The following is a 19,163-nucleotide window of genomic DNA, read 5'->3' as shown; positions in this document are numbered from 1 at the left end:
AGTGGCGCAGACCACATCGAGCGTCAGACCAGGGTGCTGTCCTCGCGTCACTCTCGGGTATTACGGGCCCGTAGGGGTCGTCCTGAGGTCGACCCCTGGGGGATACCCCTCGGTCTACCCCGGAGTCCGGCCCGGCTCGTGCACAGCTATTGACGTAGCCGCCGAGCATTGTCACATTCATCAGTGTCAAGTTACGAACGCGTACTGCGATGGACCGGACACGGACGGACGGTGGCATGACCTCAGCGGTGGCAGGCGAACTCTCCGCGGAACTGCGGGGGTTCAGGGAAGTGCAGACCCTCGCGTATGAATGCGCGGAGGCGGTCGCGGCGCAGCTCAAGCCGGGCGTGACCGAGCGCGAGGCGGCGCGGATGCAGCGCGAGTGGCTGCGGGAGCGGGGTGTGCGGGACTGGTTCCACCTGCCCTTCGCCTGGTTCGGGGACCGCACGGCGTTCGCGAACTTCCGGATACCGCTGCAGTTCTTCCCCACCAACCGCCGCCTTGAGCCGGGGATGCCTTTCATCCTCGACATGGCCCCCGTGTACAAGGGATATACGGCGGACATCGGCTACTCCGGCTGCCTGGGCCTGAACCCCCTGCACGACAAGCTGCTCTCCGACCTGGAGGCGCACCGCGAGCTGCTCCTGCGCGAAGTGCGTGAGCGCCGCACGCTGCGCGAGATCTATGAGGACGTGGACCGGCTCATGGTCCGCCAGGGCTATGCCAACCGCCATCGCGCGTATCCCTTCGGAGTCATCGCGCACAAGATCGACCGGGTCAAGGAGCGCCGCAGGTCGCCGCATGTCTTCGGCTTCGGCACGCAGTCCCTGAAGGGCCTGGCGAGCGATGCGATCCATGGCCACCGGGACGGCTGGTCGCCGCTGTGGTCGCCGTACAAATTCTCCGACCACCCGCCCCAGCCGGGGCTCTGGGCGGTCGAACCGCACCTCGGATTCAGGGGTACGGGCGCGAAGTTCGAGGAGATCCTGGTCGTCACCGACTCCAAGGACCCCGAACAGAGCGCGTTCTGGCTGGATGACGATCTGCCGCATGTGCGGCGCTGGGCTGAGGAGAGGGCCGCCGCATGAGCACGGAAGGAATCACCAAGGGGATCGAGGGCGCCCGCGAGCGCTGGGTGCGTACGGGCGGAGTGGAGCTGTGCGTCGCCGAGCTGGGCGACCCTACACAGCCCACGGTGCTGCTCGTCCACGGCTATCCCGACTCCAAGGAGGTGTGGTCACAGGTCGCCGAGCGCCTCGCCGACCGCTTCCACGTCGTGCTCTACGACGTGCGCGGCCACGGCAGGTCGACGGCCCCGCAGCCGCTGCGCGGCGGGTTCACGCTGGAGAAGCTGACCGATGACTTCGTGGCCGTCGCCGATGCGGTGAGCCCGGACAAGCCGGTGCATCTGGTCGGCCACGACTGGGGTTCGGTGCAGGCCTGGGAGTTCGTCACGGTCAAGCGCACCGAGGGGCGCATCGCGTCCTTCACCTCGATGTCGGGGCCCTCGCTCGACCACTTCGGGCACTGGATCAAGAAGCGGATGACCCGGCCCACACCGCGCAAGGTCGGCCAGCTCCTCGGCCAGGGCGCCAAGTCCTGGTACGTGTACATGCTGCACACGCCGGTGCTCCCCGAGCTCGCCTGGCGCGGCCCCCTCGGCAAGCAGTGGCCGAAGATCCTCCAGCGCATGGAGAAGGTGCCCGCGGGCGACTATCCGACGTCGTCGCTGCCCTCGGACGCCGCGCACGGAGCGTGGCTCTACCGCGACAACGTCCGCGCGCGGATGCGCAGGCCCCGCACCGACGCCTACGCCCACGCGCCCGTGCAGCTCATCACGCCCTCCGGCGACATCTTCCTGTCGGAGCGGCTCTACGACGAACTGGAGCTGTGGGCACCGGAATTGGTGCGCCGCAGCATCCCGGCCAAGCACTGGGTGCCCCGCACCCGGCCGGACCAACTGGCGGCATGGATCACCGACTTCGTCACCAGCAATGAGGACGGCGTGCCCGCGAACGACAGTGTGGCCACGGGCAAGCACGCCGACCGCTTCGGCGGCCAGCTGGTCCTGGTCACCGGCGCGGGCAGCGGCATCGGCCGGGCCACCGCCTTCGCGTTCGCCGAGGCGGGCGCGCGCGTGGTGGCCGTCGACCGGGACGCGGAGAGCGCGGCGCGCACGGCGGAGATGTCCCGTCTGGTCGGCGCCCCCGAAGCCTGGGGCGAGACGGTCGACGTGTCCGACGAGCAGGCCATGGAGAAGCTCGCCGAGAAGGTCGCCAGGGAGTACGGCGTCGTCGACGTCCTGGTGAACAACGCGGGCATCGGCCTCTCCGGGTCGTTCCTCGACACGACCTCCGAGGACTGGAAGAAGGTCCTCGACGTCAATCTGTGGGGCGTGATCCACGGCTGCCGGCTCTTCGGCAAGCAGATGGCCGAGCGCGGCCAGGGCGGCCACATCGTCAACACCGCCTCCGCGGCGGCGTATCAGCCCTCCAAGGCTCTGCCCGCCTACAGCACGTCCAAGGCGGCGGTCCTGATGCTGAGCGAGTGCCTGCGCGCGGAGCTGGCGGGCCAGGGCATCGGGGTCTCCGCGATATGCCCGGGCCTGGTGAACACGAACATCACGGCGACCAGCCACTTCGCCGGAGTCGACGCCGAGGAGGAGAAGCGCCGCCAGAAGAAGGCCTCCCGCCTGTACGGCCTGCGGAACTACCCACCGGAGAAGGTCGCCGACGCGATCCTGCGCGCGGTCGTCAAGAACCAGGCCGTGGTCCCGGTCACCCCGGAGGCCCGTGGCGCCCACCTCATGTCCCGCTTCACGCCCAAGGCCCTGCGTGCGATAGCCCGATTGGAGCCGCCGCTGTGAGCACGGAGAAAAGCACCGGCACGAACACCGAGGAGCACTACACGATCGTTCCGCGCAGGGTCTCGTTCGACTGGGAGCGGACCCCGCTGCACTGGATACCGGACGAGCCCACCGCCACCCACGTCATCAACGTGCTGCATCTGCTTCTCCCGGCGGGGGAGCGGTGGTTCGTGAAGGTCTTCAAGGAAGGCCTTCCCCTGGTCACCGATCCGGTGCTGCTCAAGGACGTCAAGGGGTTCATGGGGCAGGAGGCCACGCACAGCGTGCAGCACGCGCATGTGCTCGACCACCTGGCGGCGCAGCGGCTCGACACCGCCGCCTTCACCAAGTACGTCGACTTCCTCTTCGAGAAACTCCTGGGCGAGAACCCGCCGTTGGGCGCGCCGATACCGACGCAGGAGTGGCTGCGCTTCCGCCTCGCGGTCGTCGCGGCGATCGAGCAGTTCACGGCGGTCCTGGGGAACTGGGTGCTGCACGCCGAGGGCCTGGACCAGGCGGACGCCGACGAGGTCATGCTCGACCTGCTGCGCTGGCACGGCGCGGAGGAGGTCGAGCACCGCTCGGTCGCCTTCGACATGTACCAGCACTGCGGCGGCGAAGGCCTGTCCCGCTATGCCCGCCGCATCGCCGGCATGACGGTCACCGCGCCCGTGATGCTGTACCTGTGGGTCTGGGGCACCGCCTATCTGATGCGCCGGGACCCCCAGCTCGCGGGGCGTCTTCGCTACTCCCTGGGTGAGCACAACAAGGCGGTCCGAAAGGGCCTGCTGCCCACGTGGCGGGAGCTCGGCACGGCCATACCCCGCTATCTGCGGCGGTCGTACCATCCCTCGCAGGAAGGCTCGCTGCGCAAGGCCGTCGAATATCTGGCGGAGTCACCCGCGGCGCGGGCCGCGGCCGCTGCGGTCGGCCGCGCGGCCATCGCCTAGCACGAGGGTTTACGGAGGCGGGGAGCGTGGACGATCAGTCGGGCGCGGGACAGGCAGCGGGGCAGATGGCGGGGCAGATGGCGGTGGAACACCACGGCACGGACCACAGGCCGGTGGAGCACCACGGGGCCGATCCCAGGCCCGCGGAGCACCTTGGCACCGAGCCCAGGCCCGCGGAGCGCCACGGCACCGAGCCCAGGCCGGTGGAGTACCGCATCGAGGACCTGGCGCACCACAGCGGCGCCACGGTCCGTACGATCCGCGCCTACCAGGACCGCGGCCTGCTCCCCCGGCCCGAGCGGCGCGGCCGGGCCAATGTGTACGGCGACGCGCACCTGGCCCGGTTGCGACAGATCGCCGATCTGCTCGACCGGGGCTACACCCTGGCCTCCATCAAGGAGCTGCTCGAGGCCTGGGACGCGGGCCGGGGGCTCAGCGGCGTCCTGGGGCTCGCCGCCGAGGTCGAAGGCCCGTGGACGGACGAGAAGGCCGACCGGATGACCCGGGCGGAGCTGGACGCGGCGTTCGGCGGCGATCCGGACGAGGCGGCGGTGGCCGACGCGATCGCGCTCGGCGTGCTCGAGCCCATGCCGGGCCGGGACGACGAATTCCTGGTGCCGAGCCCTCAAGAGCTGGCAGTTGCCGTGGAGTTGCACGCTGCCGGTGTTCCGTTGTCCGCAATCTCCGGCCATCTCAGGGAGTTGAGGGGTCAGGTCGAGCACATAGCCGCCCGTTTCCTTGAGTTCACGACCGAGCACGTCTTCGCGCGCTATCTCGGGAATCACCCGCCGAGCGAGGCTGACGCCGCGGAGGCGGCCGCTCTGGTGCGGCGCCTGAGGCCGCTCGCCCAGCAGTCGGTCGATGCCGAACTGGCCCGCGCGATGCGCCTGTTCGCCACCCGCCACCTCCAGCACCACCTCGCGTCGGGTCAGCCCGCCCAGCGCACGAATGAGCCGCTTCCGGTGGCCCTGCCCGCTTCGACAATGCAGGCCGTCGAGGGGCTTGTTGGGCGGGAGAACGCTGCCGCGTTCATCTCCGCGGCTACTGAACGGGAAGTACAGGCCAGGACATTGGACTCATTGGCCGCAAGTCACAGCAATAGTGGATCTGTTGACCAAAAGGCCTGAATTGCCTGGTCGTTGTCCACAGAATCGCCAATTCCCCTGTGGATAACTGGACTTGGCTGTGGATCAAACCTGTGGACGAAAAGTGGTGGATGAAAAGTCGGTGGACGAAAATCAAGTGCGGGGAGAACGGTTCGGAGCGAGGCTGAACGGATGAATAGAGAACCCCCCTCGGACGCGCCTTCGGACGCACCTTCGGACGCGCCCTCCGACTTCCCCTTCGACGAAGCAGCCACCGAGCGGCGCACCGTGAAGGTGTCGAAATACCTTTCAAAGCATCTGCGTCACGAGCCCGGGAGAATCGGACTCACCCTCGACGAGAGCGGCTGGACGGAGATCGACGCCCTCATCGCCGCCGCGGCGGCGCACGGTTTCCGCTTCACCCGCGCCGAGCTGGAGCACGTGGTGGCCGTGAACGACAAAAAGCGCTTCGCCGTGGAAGGCGACCGGATCCGCGCCAGTCAGGGCCACTCCGTCGACGTCGACCTCAATCTGCCTCCGGCGACCCCGCCCGCGTATCTCTTCCACGGCACGGTGGCCCGCAGTATCTCCGCGATCCGCGCCGAAGGACTGCGGCCCATGAACCGCCATGCCGTGCATCTCTCGCCCGACCGCGAGACCGCCACCCGCGTGGGCGCCCGCCGCGGGCGCCCCGTCGTGCTCTCCGTCGACGCGGGCGCGATGCACCGCGACGGACATGTGTTCCAGGTCAGCGCCAATGGAGTCTGGCTCACCGCCGCCGTGCCTCCTGCCTATCTCCGCTTCCCGGACAAGCACTGACCAGGGACGAGCACTGACCGGGGGCAAGCACTGACCGGGCAGGATCAGGCAGGATCGACGGGCATGGAGCATCTGCACAGCACCGAGGCCGCGCTCGCCGCACTCCGTGAGATCGCCCAGGAGTACGAGCGGGAGATGGAGACCTCGCACGACATCGGCGCCGACCAGACCTCGCGCCGCAGCTCGGCGGGGATCGGCGTGACCACCGACCCCGACGGATCACTGCCCCACGAGGCCTTCGTGGAATTCGGCGGCTCGCCCCGTCTCTCGGTGCGGCTCTACCCCGACGACGACGCGCTGATCACCGTCGAGGGCGTCGAATGCGCCGACATCCCGCGCGACCACGTGCCCGCGTTCCTGCGATCGGTTCTCGGCGGTCTCGCCCATGTGAAAGGGCGGCGCTTCCCTCCCGGCTACCACCTGATCGTGCCGCTGCCGGGCGACCGGACGCACAAGGAGTACATCCCGATGGTCGTCCTCACCCCCTGGCTGAGCAGCAGGTACCGCGGCTGAGCAGCAGGTTCCGCCGAAAGCCGGACCGGCCCGCGGGGCATACGCTCTGATACATGAGTTTGCGTCTGAGCACCGTGATCCTGCCTGTCCGCCGCTGGCACGAGGGCGGCAAGGAGCGTTGGCGGCGGGCCGAGGAGCTGGGCTTCCACACCGCGTACACCTACGACCACCTCTCCTGGCGGACCTTCCGCGACGGGCCCTGGTTCGGCGCGGTGCCGACCCTGACCGCCGCCGCGGCCGCCACCGACCGGCTGCGCCTGGGCACCCTGGTCACCTCGCCGAACTTCCGGCACCCGGTGACCCTCGCCAAGGACCTGATCACGCTGGACGACGTCTCCGACGGCCGGATCACCCTCGGCATCGGCGCGGGCGGCAACGGCTTCGACGCGACCGCACTGCTCAGGTCGGGCGAGGAGCCCTGGACCCCGCGCGAGCGCGCCGACCACTTCGGCGAGTTCCTGCCCCTGCTCGACCGTCTTCTCACCGAAGACGTCGTCTCCTACGAGGGCGACTACTACTCGGCATCCGAGGTGCGGAACATCCCGGGCTGCGTCCAGCGCCCCCGGCTGCCCTTCGCGGTGGCCGCCACCGGGCCGCGCGGACTGAAGCTCGCCGCGCGCCACGGGCAGGCGTGGGTGACCACGGGCGACCCGAAGCTCTTCGAGAACGGCACCCCCGAGCAGTCACTTCAAGCCATCCGCGGCCAGGCCGAGAAACTGGCCACGGCCTGCGACGCGATCGGCCGCGATGTCGCCGAGCTCGACAAGATCCTGCTCACCGGCTTCACCCCGGACCGCCCCCTCGACTCCTTCGACGCGTTCGTGGACTTCGCCGGCAACCACGCTGAGCTGGGCTTCAACGAGATCGTTCTGCACTGGCCGCTGCCGGGGACGGATTTCGCGGCCGACGAGAAGGTCTTCGAGCGGATCGCGACGGAGGCCCTGGTCCAGCTGGGAGGCAGCACAGCAGGGGCGTAAAGGCACTCAGATGTGCGCCCCAGCGCACGCCCGTGCACGTATATGCGGGACAATCGGTGGCGTGACCTCAGCTACCCCACGGCCCAAGAACCCGGCCGCCTCCGTCCCCCACCGGCCCAAGGCCCGGCTGATCGCCACGGACCTGGACGGCACCCTGCTGCGTGACGACAAGTCCGTGTCCGACCGCACCGTCGCCGCACTCGCCGCCGCCGAGCGGGCCGGGATCGAGGTCTTCTTCGTCACCGGCCGGCCGGCCCGCTGGATGGACGTCGTCAGCTCGCACGTCCACGGCCACGGCCTCGCCATCTGCGGGAACGGCGCCGCCGTGGTCGACCTGCACGACGGCTCGGGCGGCCACCGCTTCGTGAAGGTGCGCGAGCTGCGGCGCGAGGACGCGCTCGACGTCGTCCGGCTCCTGCGCGCGGCGGCCCCCGGCACGTCCTTCGCGGTCGAGCGGACCGGCGGACTGCACCACGAACCGACGTACCCGCCCCTGCACCTGGAGCCCGGCGAGAGCATCGCACCCGCGGAGAAGCTCCTCGCCGAGGACTCCGACAACGCGACCCAGCCCATCCTGAAGGTCCTCGCCTTCCACCCCGAGCTCGCGCCCGACGACTTCCTCGTCATGGCCCGCGCTGCCGTGCGCGGCCAGGTAGAGATCACCCGTTCGAGCCCGAGCGCCCTGCTCGAGATCAGCGGCCCTGGCGTCTCCAAGGCCAGCACCCTGGAGCTGTGCTGCGCCGAGCGCGGCATCACGCCCGCGGAGGTCGTCGCCTTCGGGGACATGCCGAACGACATCGAGATGCTCACCTGGGCGCACACGTCGTACGCGATGGGCAACGCGCACCCGGACGTGCTCGCCGCCGCTTCGGGCCGCACGGTCGCCAACAACGAGGACGGCGTCGCGGTCGTCATCGAGCGGATCCTGAGCGAGCAGCAGGAGCAGTAGACGGCAGCCGGGGTGGAAACCGGGACGGGAGCCGGGACGGAGCCGGGGTGGAGCCGTGGCGGTCAGAGCTGCACTCCCCGCTCGTCCAGCCACTTCACCGGATCCACCCCGGACCCCAGATCCGGCGTCAGCCGCACCTCGAAGTGCAGATGCGGACCCGTCGAGTTGCCGGTCGTGCCCGCCTGCCCGAGCCACTGGCCGGGGCTCACCCGTTCCCCCTGGTCGACGGTGACGGCGGCCAGGTGCGCGTACTGCGTGTAGTAGCCGCCCTCGTGCGACACCACGACCTCGATGCCGAAGCCTCCCCCGCACGACACGGACTCCACCCGGCCCTCGCCGACCGCCCGGACCGGCGCCCCGATGCCGACCGCGAAGTCCTGCCCGGTGTGCCGATGCGACCAGCGCGCACCCGCACTGTCGAAGCCCGCCGACAGTTCGTACGTCTCCACGGGCGGAACCCACGCGCGCGTGGAGGGCGATTCCGGCTGATCGAGGCGTACGGCTCCCCTGCACTGCCCGGCGGCGACCGACCGGTCGGCCTCGCCCTGCAGCGTCCACTGTGCCGACTCCAGCTTGCTCTCGATCCCGCGCTTCAGCTTCGCGAGGCTCGCGTTGCGCCGGTCCAGGGTGCGTCTGGCCCGGTCCGCAGTCCGCTTGGCGTCCGCGAGCCTGGCGGCAGCCCGCTGGGTCTTGGTGACGGCGTTCGTGACGGCGAGATCCGCTTGCCACAGCAGCCGCTGACCGCGCATCAGCTCCTCGGGGCTGTCGGCGAGCAGGAGTTGGGCGGTCTGGGGGAGGTCACCGCCGCTGCGGTACTGGGCGCTGGCCATCCGGCCGAGGTCTGCGTGCAGCACATCGACCGCGTGCCGCTCCTTCGTGAGGAGCCGGTCCAGTTTCCGGACCTTCTTGTGCTGCACCTTGGCGGCACGCCGCCCCGCTTCGTAGCGCACGGTCGCCGCGGAGGCCTCTTCGTAGAGGCGCGCCACCTCGGCGCTCGTCCCCGGTCCTTCGGAGGCGCCGGCGGGCGTGGGGCACAGAAGCGCGCACAGCAGCACCGACACGGTGAAGAGCGGATGGTGGGCACCGCGGTGACTCAAGCGCATGTCAGGGATCGTTGCCCTGCCCCCGTCGCGGGGTCCTGCTCGACTCGTACACCCGGGGCACCCGGTGCCCCGAACGGACCACTGCCGTACGGCTGAACAGGGGCCCCGCCTCGCCCCTGCTCGTCCCCGCTCGCCCCTGCCCGTCGAGCGACTGACGGCCGGTGGCTAGTACGGCGCCTGCCACACCACCGTCGTGCCGCCGCCGTCCTCCCCGATGCCGCCCCCGTACCAACTGTCCCCGCCCAGCGACTCCGCCCGCCTCTTGAGGTTCTTCAGGCCGCTGCGCCGGCCGCCCTGCGCGATGCCCACCCCGTCGTCCGACACCGTCAGGCGAACGCCCTGCTGCCCGTCGGGGAGGGTCGCCGTCCCGTCGACGACGACGTCGATGCGGTCGGCGCCCGCGTGCCGGAAGGCGTTGGACAGCGCCTCCCGCAGCGCCGCGATGAGGTTCTTGCCGGTGAGTTCGCCCACCACCGTGTCGACGGGCCCCACGAAGTGGTGCGAGGGCTTGAAGCCGAGCGGCACCGCGGCCATGTTGATCTCGCGCAGGACACGCGTACGCAGCCCGGAGGGAGCCTCGGCCGGACCCTGCTGCAAGGCGAAGATCGCCGTACGGATCTCCTGGATCGTCACGTCCAGTTCGTCGACGGCCTTGCCCTCACCCGTCTGCACCTCGGGCACGACGGACCTGCGCTGGGCGCTCTCCAGCATCATCCCGGTGGCGAACAGGCGCTGGATGACGAGGTCGTGCAGGTCCCGCGCGATCCGGTCGCGGTCCTCGTACACCGCGAGCCGTTCCCGGTCGCGCTGTGCCTCGGCCATCATCAGCGCGAGCGCGGCCTGCGAGGCGAACTGGGTGGCGAGGGTCCGCTCGGTCTCGCTGAACTGCCGTGCGCCACGCGCGCGTGGCGTGACGAGCGTCCCCATGACGCGGCCGTCGCTCTGGAGCGGCAGCATCATGACGGGGCCGTAGTCGCGGGCGAGGTCGGTCATGACGCGCGGATCCGTGGCCGCGTCGTCGAGGAACACGGAGTCCCCGGCGAGCAGATCGGTGATGATCCGGGACTCCGGGGGGATGACCACGCCGAGCATCCCGGAGGGTTCGTCCGAGGAGACGGCGACGATCTCCATGCCGCCCTCGTCGTCGGGCAGGAGCACGATCCCGGCGGCCGAGTCGGCGAGATGGCGGGCCTGTTCGGCGACGACGGCGAGCGCCTCCTCCGCGTCGCTGCCCGAGAGCAGGGCCGTGGTGACCGCCACGGAGCCGTCGATCCAGCGTTCGCGCTGCATGGCGGCTTCATAGAGGCGTGCGTTGCCGATGGCGATGCCCGCCTCCGTCGCGAGCACGCGGACCATGTGCACGTCGTACTCGTTGAAGTCGGCGCCGCCCCGCTTCTCGGTCAGATAGAGGTTGCCGAAGATCTCGCCCTGGACACGGATGGGGACGCCGAGGAAGGTCCGCATCGGCGGGTGATGGGCGGGGAAGCCGCACGAGCGCGGGTCGGTGGACAGGTCCGCGAGGCGCAGGGTCTCCGGCTGGTGGATGAGCGCGCCGAGCAGCCCCTTGTGTCCGTCGGGCAGGCGCCCGATCCGGTCGGCGGTCTTCTCGTCGATGCCGAAGTAGACGAAGTCGGAGAGGCCCTTGCCGTCCTCGGAGACGACGCCGATCGCCGCGTAGTGGGCGTCCGCGAGCTCGGCCGCCGTCTCGCAGATGCGGTCCAGGGTGGTGTGCAGTTCGAGCCCGGCGCCGACGGAGCGCATCGCTTCGAGCAGCTGTGGCACGCGCGCGGTCAGCTCGGGGGAGAGCCCCTGGAGGCCGCGGGTCGCCTGCTTCGCCGCCTCGATCGGGTCCGATGTGCCGTCGGGTTGCGGAGAGGCGGCGGAGGCCGAGGGGGCTGACATGCCTTTGAGAGTAGTTAGTCCTATTTGGCGAGGAAAGTCGGGGCCGGTACCCGGCAGGCCCCGACCCCGCACGCCTACCCGGCGGCCGCTACCCGGCGGCCGTCACCAGAAGGTCCGCGGCCCGCTCCCGTTCCAGCATGCGCCGCAGCGGCCCCTCCACCAGCACGAGATCCGCGTACGCACCGCGCTGCACCACGCGACCCGCGTCCAGGACGATCACTTCGTCCACCGCGTCGAGCCCGGCGAGCCGGTGCGTGATGAGCAGGGTCGTACGCCCCGCGGTGGCTGCGAGGAGATCGTCGGTGAGGGCGTCGGCGGTCGGCAGGTCGAGGTGTTCGGCCGGCTCGTCGAGGACGAGGACGGGGAAGTCGGCGAGCAGCGCGCGGGCCAGCGCGATGCGCTGCCGCTGGCCGCCGGAGAGACGGGCCCCGTGCTCGCCGACCAGGGTGTCGAGCCCGTCGGGGAGCGAGTCCGTCCACTCCCTCAGCCGGGCCCGCGCGAGGGCGCCGCGCAGTTCGTCGTCGCTCGCGCCCTTCCGCGCGATGAGCAGGTTCTCGCGTACGGAGCTGTCGAAGATGTGCGCGTCCTGCGCGCAGAGCCCGACGAGTTCGCGCACGGTGTCGCCGTCCAGCGTGGCCGCGTCCGTGCCGCCCAGGCTGTACGTTCCCTCGCTCGTCCCCAGGAAGCGCAGCAGCACCTGGGCGAGCGTCGTCTTGCCGGACCCGGAGGGGCCGACCACCGCGATGCGCCGTCCGCGCTCCAGCGTCAGGCCGACGCCGGCGAGCGCGTCCCGGTCCTGCCCCTCGTACCGGGCGTGCAGCCCCTCGACACGGAGCGGGAAGGGCGTCTGCGGGCGCTCTGCGGGGACGGCGGGCTCGGGGACCGGCTCCGGGGCGTCGAGGACCTCGTAGACGCGCTCGGCGCTCTTCCTGACGCGCTGGCGGTACTGCACGGCGAGCGGAAGACCCAGGACCGCCTCGAAGGCGGCGAGCGGGGTCAGGACGACGACGGCGAGCGCGACGCCGCTGAGCCGCCCGTCGTGCACCGCCGGTACACCGACGAGAGCGGCGGCGGCCACGGTGAGACCGGTGGCGAGCGCGCCGAGCCCGTCGCCGAGCGCGGTGGCCGTGGCGGTGCGGGACGCGATCCGGGTCAGCTCGGCGTCGGCTTCCTTCGCCTTGGCCGTACGCCGGTCCAGTGCGCCGGCGACCGTCAACTCGGCGGTACCGGTGAGGAGATCGGCCACGCGGGTCGCGAGCACCCCGCGCGCGGGGGCCAGCTTCCGCTCCGCCCGGCGGGCGACGGCTCCGGAGAGCAGCGGTACGCCCACTCCGGCGAGGAGCAGACCGACGGCGAGCACCGCGCCCGCCTCGGGCAGCAGCCAGGCGGTGAAGCCGACGGCTCCGGCGCCCACGGCGGCGGCGGCCGACGCGGGCAGGAGCCAGCGCAGCCAGTAGTCCTGCAGGGCGTCCACGTCGGCGACCAGGCGGGAGAGCAGGTCCCCGCGGCGGGTCTTCCCGAGCCCGGCCGGGGCGAGGCGCTCCAGGCGCCGGTAGACGGCCACGCGGGTGTCGGCCAGCATCCGCAGGACGGCTTCGTGCGAGACGAGGCGCTCGGCGTAGCGGAAGACGGCGCGGCCCATCCCGAAGGCGCGGGTCGCCGTCACGGCGATCATCAGGTACATCACCGGGGGCTGCTCGGACGCCCGGCTGATCAGCCACCCGGAGACGGCCATCAGCCCGACGGAGCTGCCGATCGCAAGGGACCCCAGCAGGAGAGCGAGCGCGAGCTTGCCCTTGCGCTGCTGTGCCATTCCCCGCAGCCGGGCGAAGACCCCGCCCTTCGGGTGGGACCTCTCCCACCCGTCCACCGGAGCACCCGCCACCACGGCGTCGCCGAAGGGCTCGTCCGCCGCCCCGGAGGGCTCGTCCGCCGCCCCGAGGGGCTCGCCCGCCGCCCCGGAAGGAGCCGGGACGCTCCCGTTGCGCGCAAGCTCGCCGGACGCCGGAACCGACGGGCCAAGCCCCCGCTCCCCGGCGCCCACGCCATCCAGCCGCACCACCCGATCCGCAACCCCCAACAACGCGGGCCGGTGCACGACCAGCAGCACGGTCCGCCCCACGGCCAGCCGCCGGACCGCCTCGACGACCCCCGCCTCGGTCTCCCCGTCCAGAGCCGCGGTCGGCTCGTCGAGGAGCACCACGGGCCGGTCGGCCAGAAACGCCCGAGCCAGCGCGAGCCGCTGCCGCTGCCCGGCGGAGAGCCCGGCCCCGTCCTCGCCGAGCAGCGTCTCCACACCGCCCGGCAGCGCGGAGACGAACTCCCAGGCGCCCGCCGCCCGCAACGCGTCCCGCACGGAGGCGTCGTCCGCGTCCGGCCGCGCGAGCCGTACGTTCTCCGCGATGGAGCCCGCGTACAGGTGCGGCCGCTGCGGTACCCAGGCGATCCGCTCACGCCACCGCTCCGGCGCGACCTCGGCCAGGTCGACGCCCCCGACGCACACCCGCCCCTCGGCAGGCTCGACGAACCCGAGGATCACGTCCAGGAGCGTCGACTTGCCCACCCCGCTGGGCCCGACAAGGGCCACGGTCTCGCCGGACTCCACCGCGAACGACACCCCGGAGACCGCGTCCGACGCCCGCCCCGGATACCGGACCGTCACGCCCTCCACGCTCAACGTCCCCGAAGGCGCGGCCGCCTCCCCGGCGGCCCGCACCGGAGTCTGAAGGACCTCGAAGATCTCCTCGGCGGCGGAGAGCCCCTCCGCCGCCGCGTGGTACTGCGCACCGACCTGACGCAGCGGCAGATAGGCCTCGGGCGCGAGGATCAGGATCACCAGACCCACGTACAGATCCATGTCGCCATGGACGAGCCGCATCCCGATCGTCACCGCGACCAGCGCCACGGACAGCGTCGCGAGGAGTTCGAGCGCGAACGACGACAGGAAGGCGATGCGCAGCGTACGCATCGTCGCCTGCCGGTACTCGCCCGTGATCTGCCGGATCGACTCGGCCTGCGCCTTGGCGCGCCCGAACACCTTCAGGGTCGGCAGGCCCGCCACCACGTCCAGGAAGTGCCCCGACAGACGGGAGAGCAGCCGCCACTGACGGTCCATCCGGTTCTGGGTCGCCATGCCGATCAGGATCATGAAGACCGGGATCAGCGGCAGCGTCACGACGATGATCGCCGCCGACACCCAGTCCTCGGTGACGATCCTCGCGAGCACCGCCACCGGCACCACGACCGCGAGCCCCAACTGCGGCAGATAGCGCGAGAAGTAGTCGTCGAGCGCGTCCACGCCCCGCGTGGCCAGCGAGACCAGCGACCCCGTCCGCTGGCCGCTCAGCCAGCCCGGACCCAACTGCCCCGCACGGTCGAGCAGCCGCCCCCGCAGCTCCGACTTCACCGCCGCGCTCGCCCGGTGTGCGGCGAGCTCGGTCAGCCAGGCGACGAGAGCACGCCCCGCCGCGACCACCGCGAGCAGGACGAACGGCGTCCCCAGGTCACCGAGGGCGAGCCCCTTCTGGAAGGCCCCGACCACGATCTCGGCGATGAGCATCGCCTGGGCCACGACGAGGCCCGCCCCGGCGACGCCGAGAACCACCACCGCGATCAGGAAGAAGCGAGTGGCACGGGCGTACCGGAGCAGACGCGGGTCGATCGGTTTCACGTGAAACACACCCTCCGAGGGACCGGAAGAAGACTCGGGGACCTACCAACAGGAACGGACGAACTCAGTGCGCTGAATCCGCGATGTGCTGCGTCCCGATCCGCTTGCGGAACACCCAGTAGGTCCACGACTGGTAGAGCAGCACGATCGGCGTCGCGATGCCCGCGCACCAGGTCATGATCTTCAGGGTGTAGGGACTCGACGAGGCGTTGGTGACCGTGAGGTTCCACTCCTCGTTCAGCGACGACGGCATGACGTTCGGGAAGAGCGTCAGGAAGAGCATCGCGACAGCGGCCGCGATCGTGATGCCCGAGAGCGCGAACGACCAGCCCTCGCGCCCCATCTTGATCGCCCCGATGGCACCGACCAGCGCGACCACGGCCACGATCATCGCGACCAGGCTCTTGCCGTCGCCGTTGTCCGCCTGCGTCCAGATCAGGAACCCGAGCGCCAGGACAGCGGTCACCAGGCCGAGCCCGAGCGCCAGCTTCCGCGCCCGCACCCGGATGTCCCCCACCGTCTTGAGCGAGGCGAACACCGCGCCGTGGAAGGTGAACAGCGTCAGGGTGACCAGGCCGCCCAGGATCGCGTACGGGTTGAGCAGGTCCCAGAAGTCGCCCACGAACTCCTTGTGGGCGTCGATCTTCACGCCGCGCACGATGTTGGCGAAGGCCACGCCCCACATCACCGCCGGGATCAGCGAGGTCCAGAAGATGGCCTGCTCCCAGTTGCGCTGCCACTTCTCCTCGGGCCGCTTCGCCCGGTACTCGAAGGCGACACCCCGCACGATCAGGCAGAGCAGGATGATCAGAAGCGGCAGATAGAAGCCGGAGAAGAGCGTCGCGTACCACTCGGGGAAGGCGGCGAAGGTCGCACCGCCCGCCGTGAGCAGCCACACCTCGTTGCCGTCCCAGACGGGACCGATGGTGTTGATGAGGACCCGCTTCTCGACCCGGTCACGGGCGAGCAGCTTGGTGAGGATGCCGATCCCGAAGTCGAAGCCCTCCAGGAAGAAGTAGCCGATCCACAGGACGGCGATCAGCACGAACCAGACGTCGTGAAGTTCCATATCGATCAACTCCCTCAGTACGAGAAGGCCATGGGCCGGTCGGCGTCTTCGTCACTGTCCGAGCCCGATCCCGCTCCCGGCCCGCCGATCTTGGTGGGCGGGTTGAGGTCGGCTTCCGTGAGCTCGGGCGGCCCCTGCTTGATGTACTTGAGCAGCAGCTTCACCTCGATCACGGCGAGGATGGCGTAGATCGCGGTGAACACGACCAGCGAGGTGATCACCTCACCCTGCGAAACCCCCGGCGAGACCGCGTCCCTCGTCTTCAGGACGCCGTAGACCACCCAGGGCTGCCGCCCGGTCTCGGTGAAGATCCAGCCCCAGGCGGTGCCGATGAGGGGGAAGATCAGCGTCCACTGGGAGAGCCGCCACCACCAGTTGCCGAGCTTCGGCGTCAGCTCCTTGTTCTTGGTGAGCATGAGCTTCGGCACGTCGTCCTCACCGGTGCGGTGCTCCGGCGCCAGCCAGAACCTCCGCCGCGTGAGGTAGAGCCCGGCGGTGCACAGGGCCATGGAGACCCCGCCGAAGCCGATCATCCAGCGGTAGGACCAGTAGGCGGTGGGGATGTTGGGCCGGTAGTCGCCGGGCCCGAACTTCTCCTGCGCCTCCTTGTTGAGATCGTTGATGCCGGGGATCTCGGCGCTGAAGTTGTTCTTGGCGAGGAAGGACAGTATTCCGGGGATCTCGATCGCCACGTCGTTGTGCCCCTTGGACACATCGCCGTACGCGAAGAGCGAGAACGGCGCCGGCTTCTCCGACTCCCACAGGGCCTCGGCGGCCGACATCTTCATCGGCTGCTGCTCGTACATGACCTTGCCGAGGGTGTCGGCGCTGACCACGGTGAGCAGGGTGCCGACGAACGCGGTGACCAGGCCGAGCCGCATCGACATCCGCATGGTGCGGATGTGCTGCTTCTTGCGCAGGTGGAAGATCGCGATGCCGGTCATGAAGGCGCCTCCGACCAGGACGGCCGCCGAGATGACATGGGCGAAGTTGACGAGCGTCGTCTCCTGGAAGAGCACCTTCGAGAAGTCGGTGAGCTCCGCGCGCTTGGTGCCGTCCCGCTCCACGATCTTGTAGCCGACCGGGTGCTGCATAAAGGCGTTGGCGGCGATGATGAAGTACGCCGACGCGATGGTCCCGGCGGAGACGATCCAGATCGCGGCGCAGTGCAGCTTCTTCGGGAGCTTGTCCCAGCCGAAGATCCACAGGCCGATGAAGGTCGACTCGAAGAAGAACGCGATGAGCGCCTCGAAGGCCAGTGGCGCCCCGAAGATGTCACCGACGAAGCGCGAGTAGTCGGACCAGTTCATGCCGAACTGGAACTCCTGGACGATGCCGGTGACGACACCCATCGCGATGTTGATCAGGAACAGCTTTCCCCAGAACTTGGTCGCCCTGAGGTAGTGCTCCTTGCCCGTGCGCACCCAAGCGGTCTCCAGGATCGCCGTAAGGGCGGCCAGCGAGATCGTCAGAGGGACGAACAGGAAGTGGTAGACGGTGGTGATGCCGAACTGCCATCGCGCCAATGTCTCAGGCGCCAGAGCCAGATCCACGTCGACTTCTCCTTACGGCCGTGATCACATCGGCAGTTTGCCCCTTTAATCCCACTGAACTTCGGAGGAACCGGGACACGCTTGTGAACGCGTTCACATTCACAAGCATTATGTCGTACCGGTTCTGAGCATCGACAGGGGGTCCCCCTTACTGACGGGAACGTCACACAGCCGACGGGACCGCCACACGGACACACGGACACAGCGAAGGGGCCGAGGACAACGCCCTCGGCCCCTTCGCCCGTCACACCCTCGCCTACAGCTCCTTGCGGAACGCCTCGGCCGCCTGCAGGAAGATGTCGTTGGCCTCGGTCTCGCCGATCGTGGCGCGCATCCCCTCGCCCGCGAACGGCCGCACGACCACGCCGGCCTTCTCGCACGCCGCCGCGAAGTCGGCCGTACGCTCCCCGAGCCGCAGCCACACGAAGTTCGCCTGCGTCTCCGGCACCGTCCAGCCCTGCCCGCGCAGCGTCTCGACCACCCGCGTGCGCTCGGCGACCAACGAGCCGACGCGGCCCATCAGTTCGTCCTCGGCCCGCAGCGAGGCCACCGCCGCGTCCTGCGCCAGCTGACTCACGCCGAAGGGCACCGCCGTCTTGCGCAGGGCGGCCGCCACCGGCTCATGGGCGATCGCGAAGCCGACGCGCAGCCCCGCGAGGCCGTACGCCTTGGAGAACGTACGCAGCACGGCGACGTTGGGGCGGTCGCGGTAGAGCTCGACGCCGTCCGGCACCTCGGCGTCACGGATGAACTCGCGGTAGGCCTCGTCGAGGACGACGAGGACATCGCTCGGCACCCGGTCGAGGAACCGTTCCAGCTCGGCCCTGCGCACCACCGTGCCGGTCGGGTTGTTCGGGTTGCAGACGAAGATCAGCCGCGTCCGGTCGGTGATGGCGTCGGCCATCGCGTCCAGGTCGTGGACGTCCCCCGGCGTCAGCGGCACCTTCACCGACGTGGCACCGCTCACCTGCGTGATGATCGGGTACGCCTCGAAGGACCGCCAGGCGTAGATGACCTCGTCACCCGGGCCCGACGTGGCCTGGAGCAGCTGCTGCGCGACGCCGACGGAACCGGTGCCCGTCGCCACGTGCGACACCGGCACCCCGAAGCGGTCGGCGAGCTCGCTCATCAGGCCGGTGCACGCCATGTCCGGGTAGCGGTTGAACGTGCCCGCTGCGGTGAGCGCGCTCTCCATGACGCCCGGCAGAGGCGGGTAGGGGTTCTCGTTCGAGGACAGTTTGTAGGCCACCGGACCGGCGGCCGCGGCAGGCTTCCCCGGCTTGTAGGTGGGGATACCCTCCAGCTCGGCACGCAGCCTCGGGCTCGTCTCGCTCACCGCAGTCCTCCTCTTGAACACCTGCAACACCTGAACACCCTGACTTCAATACTCCTCACCTTATGAGGATTCAGCGCCGCTGCGAATGGGTCAGAGGGATCCGCTCCCGCCGGCCCTCGACAGAGCCCCGCCAGAGCCCCGGCAGGCGTGCGCCGAGGGGGGAGCGCTCCCCGCCCTGGCGCGCGCCGGTGGCTCACTCCGTGGCGCGCATCACCCGTGAAGGTGAGTTGAGACCTCTTCGAGACATCGCTCATTTGGCAGGCCCGTGCGCGACGACAAGGGACCGTCCACCCCTGAACCCGCCAACTCCCTTGCAATCAAAGGTCGTTGACCGGGTTTGGCCATGCAGAAACGTGCCTGTCAACGAGTGAATATGCGTCCGCACTACCCAC

At 70.1% G+C, this 19,163-nt stretch carries 14 protein-coding genes; 8 read left to right on the top strand and 6 right to left on the bottom strand.

What is annotated here, in order from left to right:
• The first annotated feature begins 236 nt into the window (after positions 1–236).
• From ABZ833_RS27245 to ABZ833_RS27210, 8 genes are all read left to right on the top strand, one after another.
• Complete coding sequence (locus tag ABZ833_RS27245; protein ID WP_249588951.1) at positions 237–1,088, top strand: M24 family metallopeptidase; 852 nt, start codon at positions 237–239, stop codon at positions 1,086–1,088.
• Positions 1,085–2,866, top strand: coding sequence for an SDR family oxidoreductase (locus ABZ833_RS27240; RefSeq protein ID WP_361051425.1), 1,782 nt, complete (start codon positions 1,085–1,087; stop codon positions 2,864–2,866). The genes ABZ833_RS27245 and ABZ833_RS27240 overlap by 4 nt, the downstream gene beginning before the upstream one ends.
• Positions 2,863–3,795 carry a metal-dependent hydrolase gene (locus ABZ833_RS27235; RefSeq protein ID WP_361051422.1) on the top strand — a complete coding sequence of 311 codons (933 nt, stop codon included), beginning with the start codon at positions 2,863–2,865 and terminating at the stop codon, positions 3,793–3,795. The genes ABZ833_RS27240 and ABZ833_RS27235 overlap by 4 nt, the downstream gene beginning before the upstream one ends.
• Before the next feature lie 26 nt (positions 3,796–3,821).
• A complete protein-coding gene (locus tag ABZ833_RS27230; RefSeq protein ID WP_361051419.1) occupies positions 3,822–4,922 on the top strand; it encodes a MerR family transcriptional regulator in 1,101 nt (366 codons plus the stop codon).
• Between the two features lie 150 nt (positions 4,923–5,072).
• Complete coding sequence (locus tag ABZ833_RS27225; RefSeq protein ID WP_361051416.1) at positions 5,073–5,699, top strand: RNA 2'-phosphotransferase; 627 nt, start codon at positions 5,073–5,075, stop codon at positions 5,697–5,699.
• A 63-nt stretch (positions 5,700–5,762) separates the two neighbouring features.
• Complete coding sequence (locus ABZ833_RS27220; RefSeq protein ID WP_361051413.1) at positions 5,763–6,212, top strand: hypothetical protein; 450 nt, start codon at positions 5,763–5,765, stop codon at positions 6,210–6,212.
• Between the two features lie 53 nt (positions 6,213–6,265).
• On the top strand, positions 6,266–7,189 hold the full coding sequence (locus ABZ833_RS27215) for an LLM class flavin-dependent oxidoreductase (protein WP_361051410.1): 924 nt from the start codon (positions 6,266–6,268) through the stop codon (positions 7,187–7,189).
• 61 nt (positions 7,190–7,250) lie between these two features.
• Complete coding sequence (locus tag ABZ833_RS27210; protein WP_361051408.1) at positions 7,251–8,138, top strand: Cof-type HAD-IIB family hydrolase; 888 nt, start codon at positions 7,251–7,253, stop codon at positions 8,136–8,138.
• A 62-nt stretch (positions 8,139–8,200) separates the two neighbouring features.
• Here the strand turns inward: ABZ833_RS27210 and ABZ833_RS27205 are convergent, their stop codons facing one another.
• The 6 genes from ABZ833_RS27205 to hisC form a co-directional block, all read right to left on the bottom strand.
• Entirely contained in the window at positions 8,201–9,241 is a 1,041-nt protein-coding gene (locus ABZ833_RS27205) for a M23 family metallopeptidase (RefSeq protein WP_361051405.1), read from the bottom strand.
• A gap of 165 nt (positions 9,242–9,406) precedes the next feature.
• The gene (locus tag ABZ833_RS27200; protein WP_361051402.1) at positions 9,407–11,143 is read right to left on the bottom strand and encodes a GAF domain-containing protein; all 1,737 of its coding nucleotides are present in this window, start codon (positions 11,141–11,143) and stop codon (positions 9,407–9,409) included.
• Positions 11,144–11,231: 88 nt separating this feature from the next.
• The gene (cydD, locus tag ABZ833_RS27195; protein ID WP_361051399.1) at positions 11,232–14,813 is read right to left on the bottom strand and encodes a thiol reductant ABC exporter subunit CydD; all 3,582 of its coding nucleotides are present in this window, start codon (positions 14,811–14,813) and stop codon (positions 11,232–11,234) included.
• 64 nt (positions 14,814–14,877) lie between these two features.
• Positions 14,878–15,882, bottom strand: coding sequence for a cytochrome d ubiquinol oxidase subunit II (gene cydB, locus ABZ833_RS27190; protein ID WP_361051396.1), 1,005 nt, complete (start codon positions 15,880–15,882; stop codon positions 14,878–14,880).
• A gap of 14 nt (positions 15,883–15,896) precedes the next feature.
• Complete coding sequence (locus ABZ833_RS27185) at positions 15,897–17,435, bottom strand: cytochrome ubiquinol oxidase subunit I (RefSeq protein WP_361051393.1); 1,539 nt, start codon at positions 17,433–17,435, stop codon at positions 15,897–15,899.
• 256 nt (positions 17,436–17,691) lie between these two features.
• The gene (gene hisC / locus ABZ833_RS27180) at positions 17,692–18,771 is read right to left on the bottom strand and encodes a histidinol-phosphate transaminase (RefSeq protein ID WP_361051390.1); all 1,080 of its coding nucleotides are present in this window, start codon (positions 18,769–18,771) and stop codon (positions 17,692–17,694) included.
• Positions 18,772–19,163: the final 392 nt, after the last annotated feature.

Origin of the sequence: Streptomyces sp. NPDC047525 (genome assembly GCF_040643025.1) — a bacterium.
GTDB classification, from domain to species: Bacteria; Actinomycetota; Actinomycetes; order Streptomycetales; family Streptomycetaceae; genus Streptomyces; species Streptomyces durmitorensis.
This window is presented reverse-complemented; position numbering and strand designations above follow the sequence as displayed.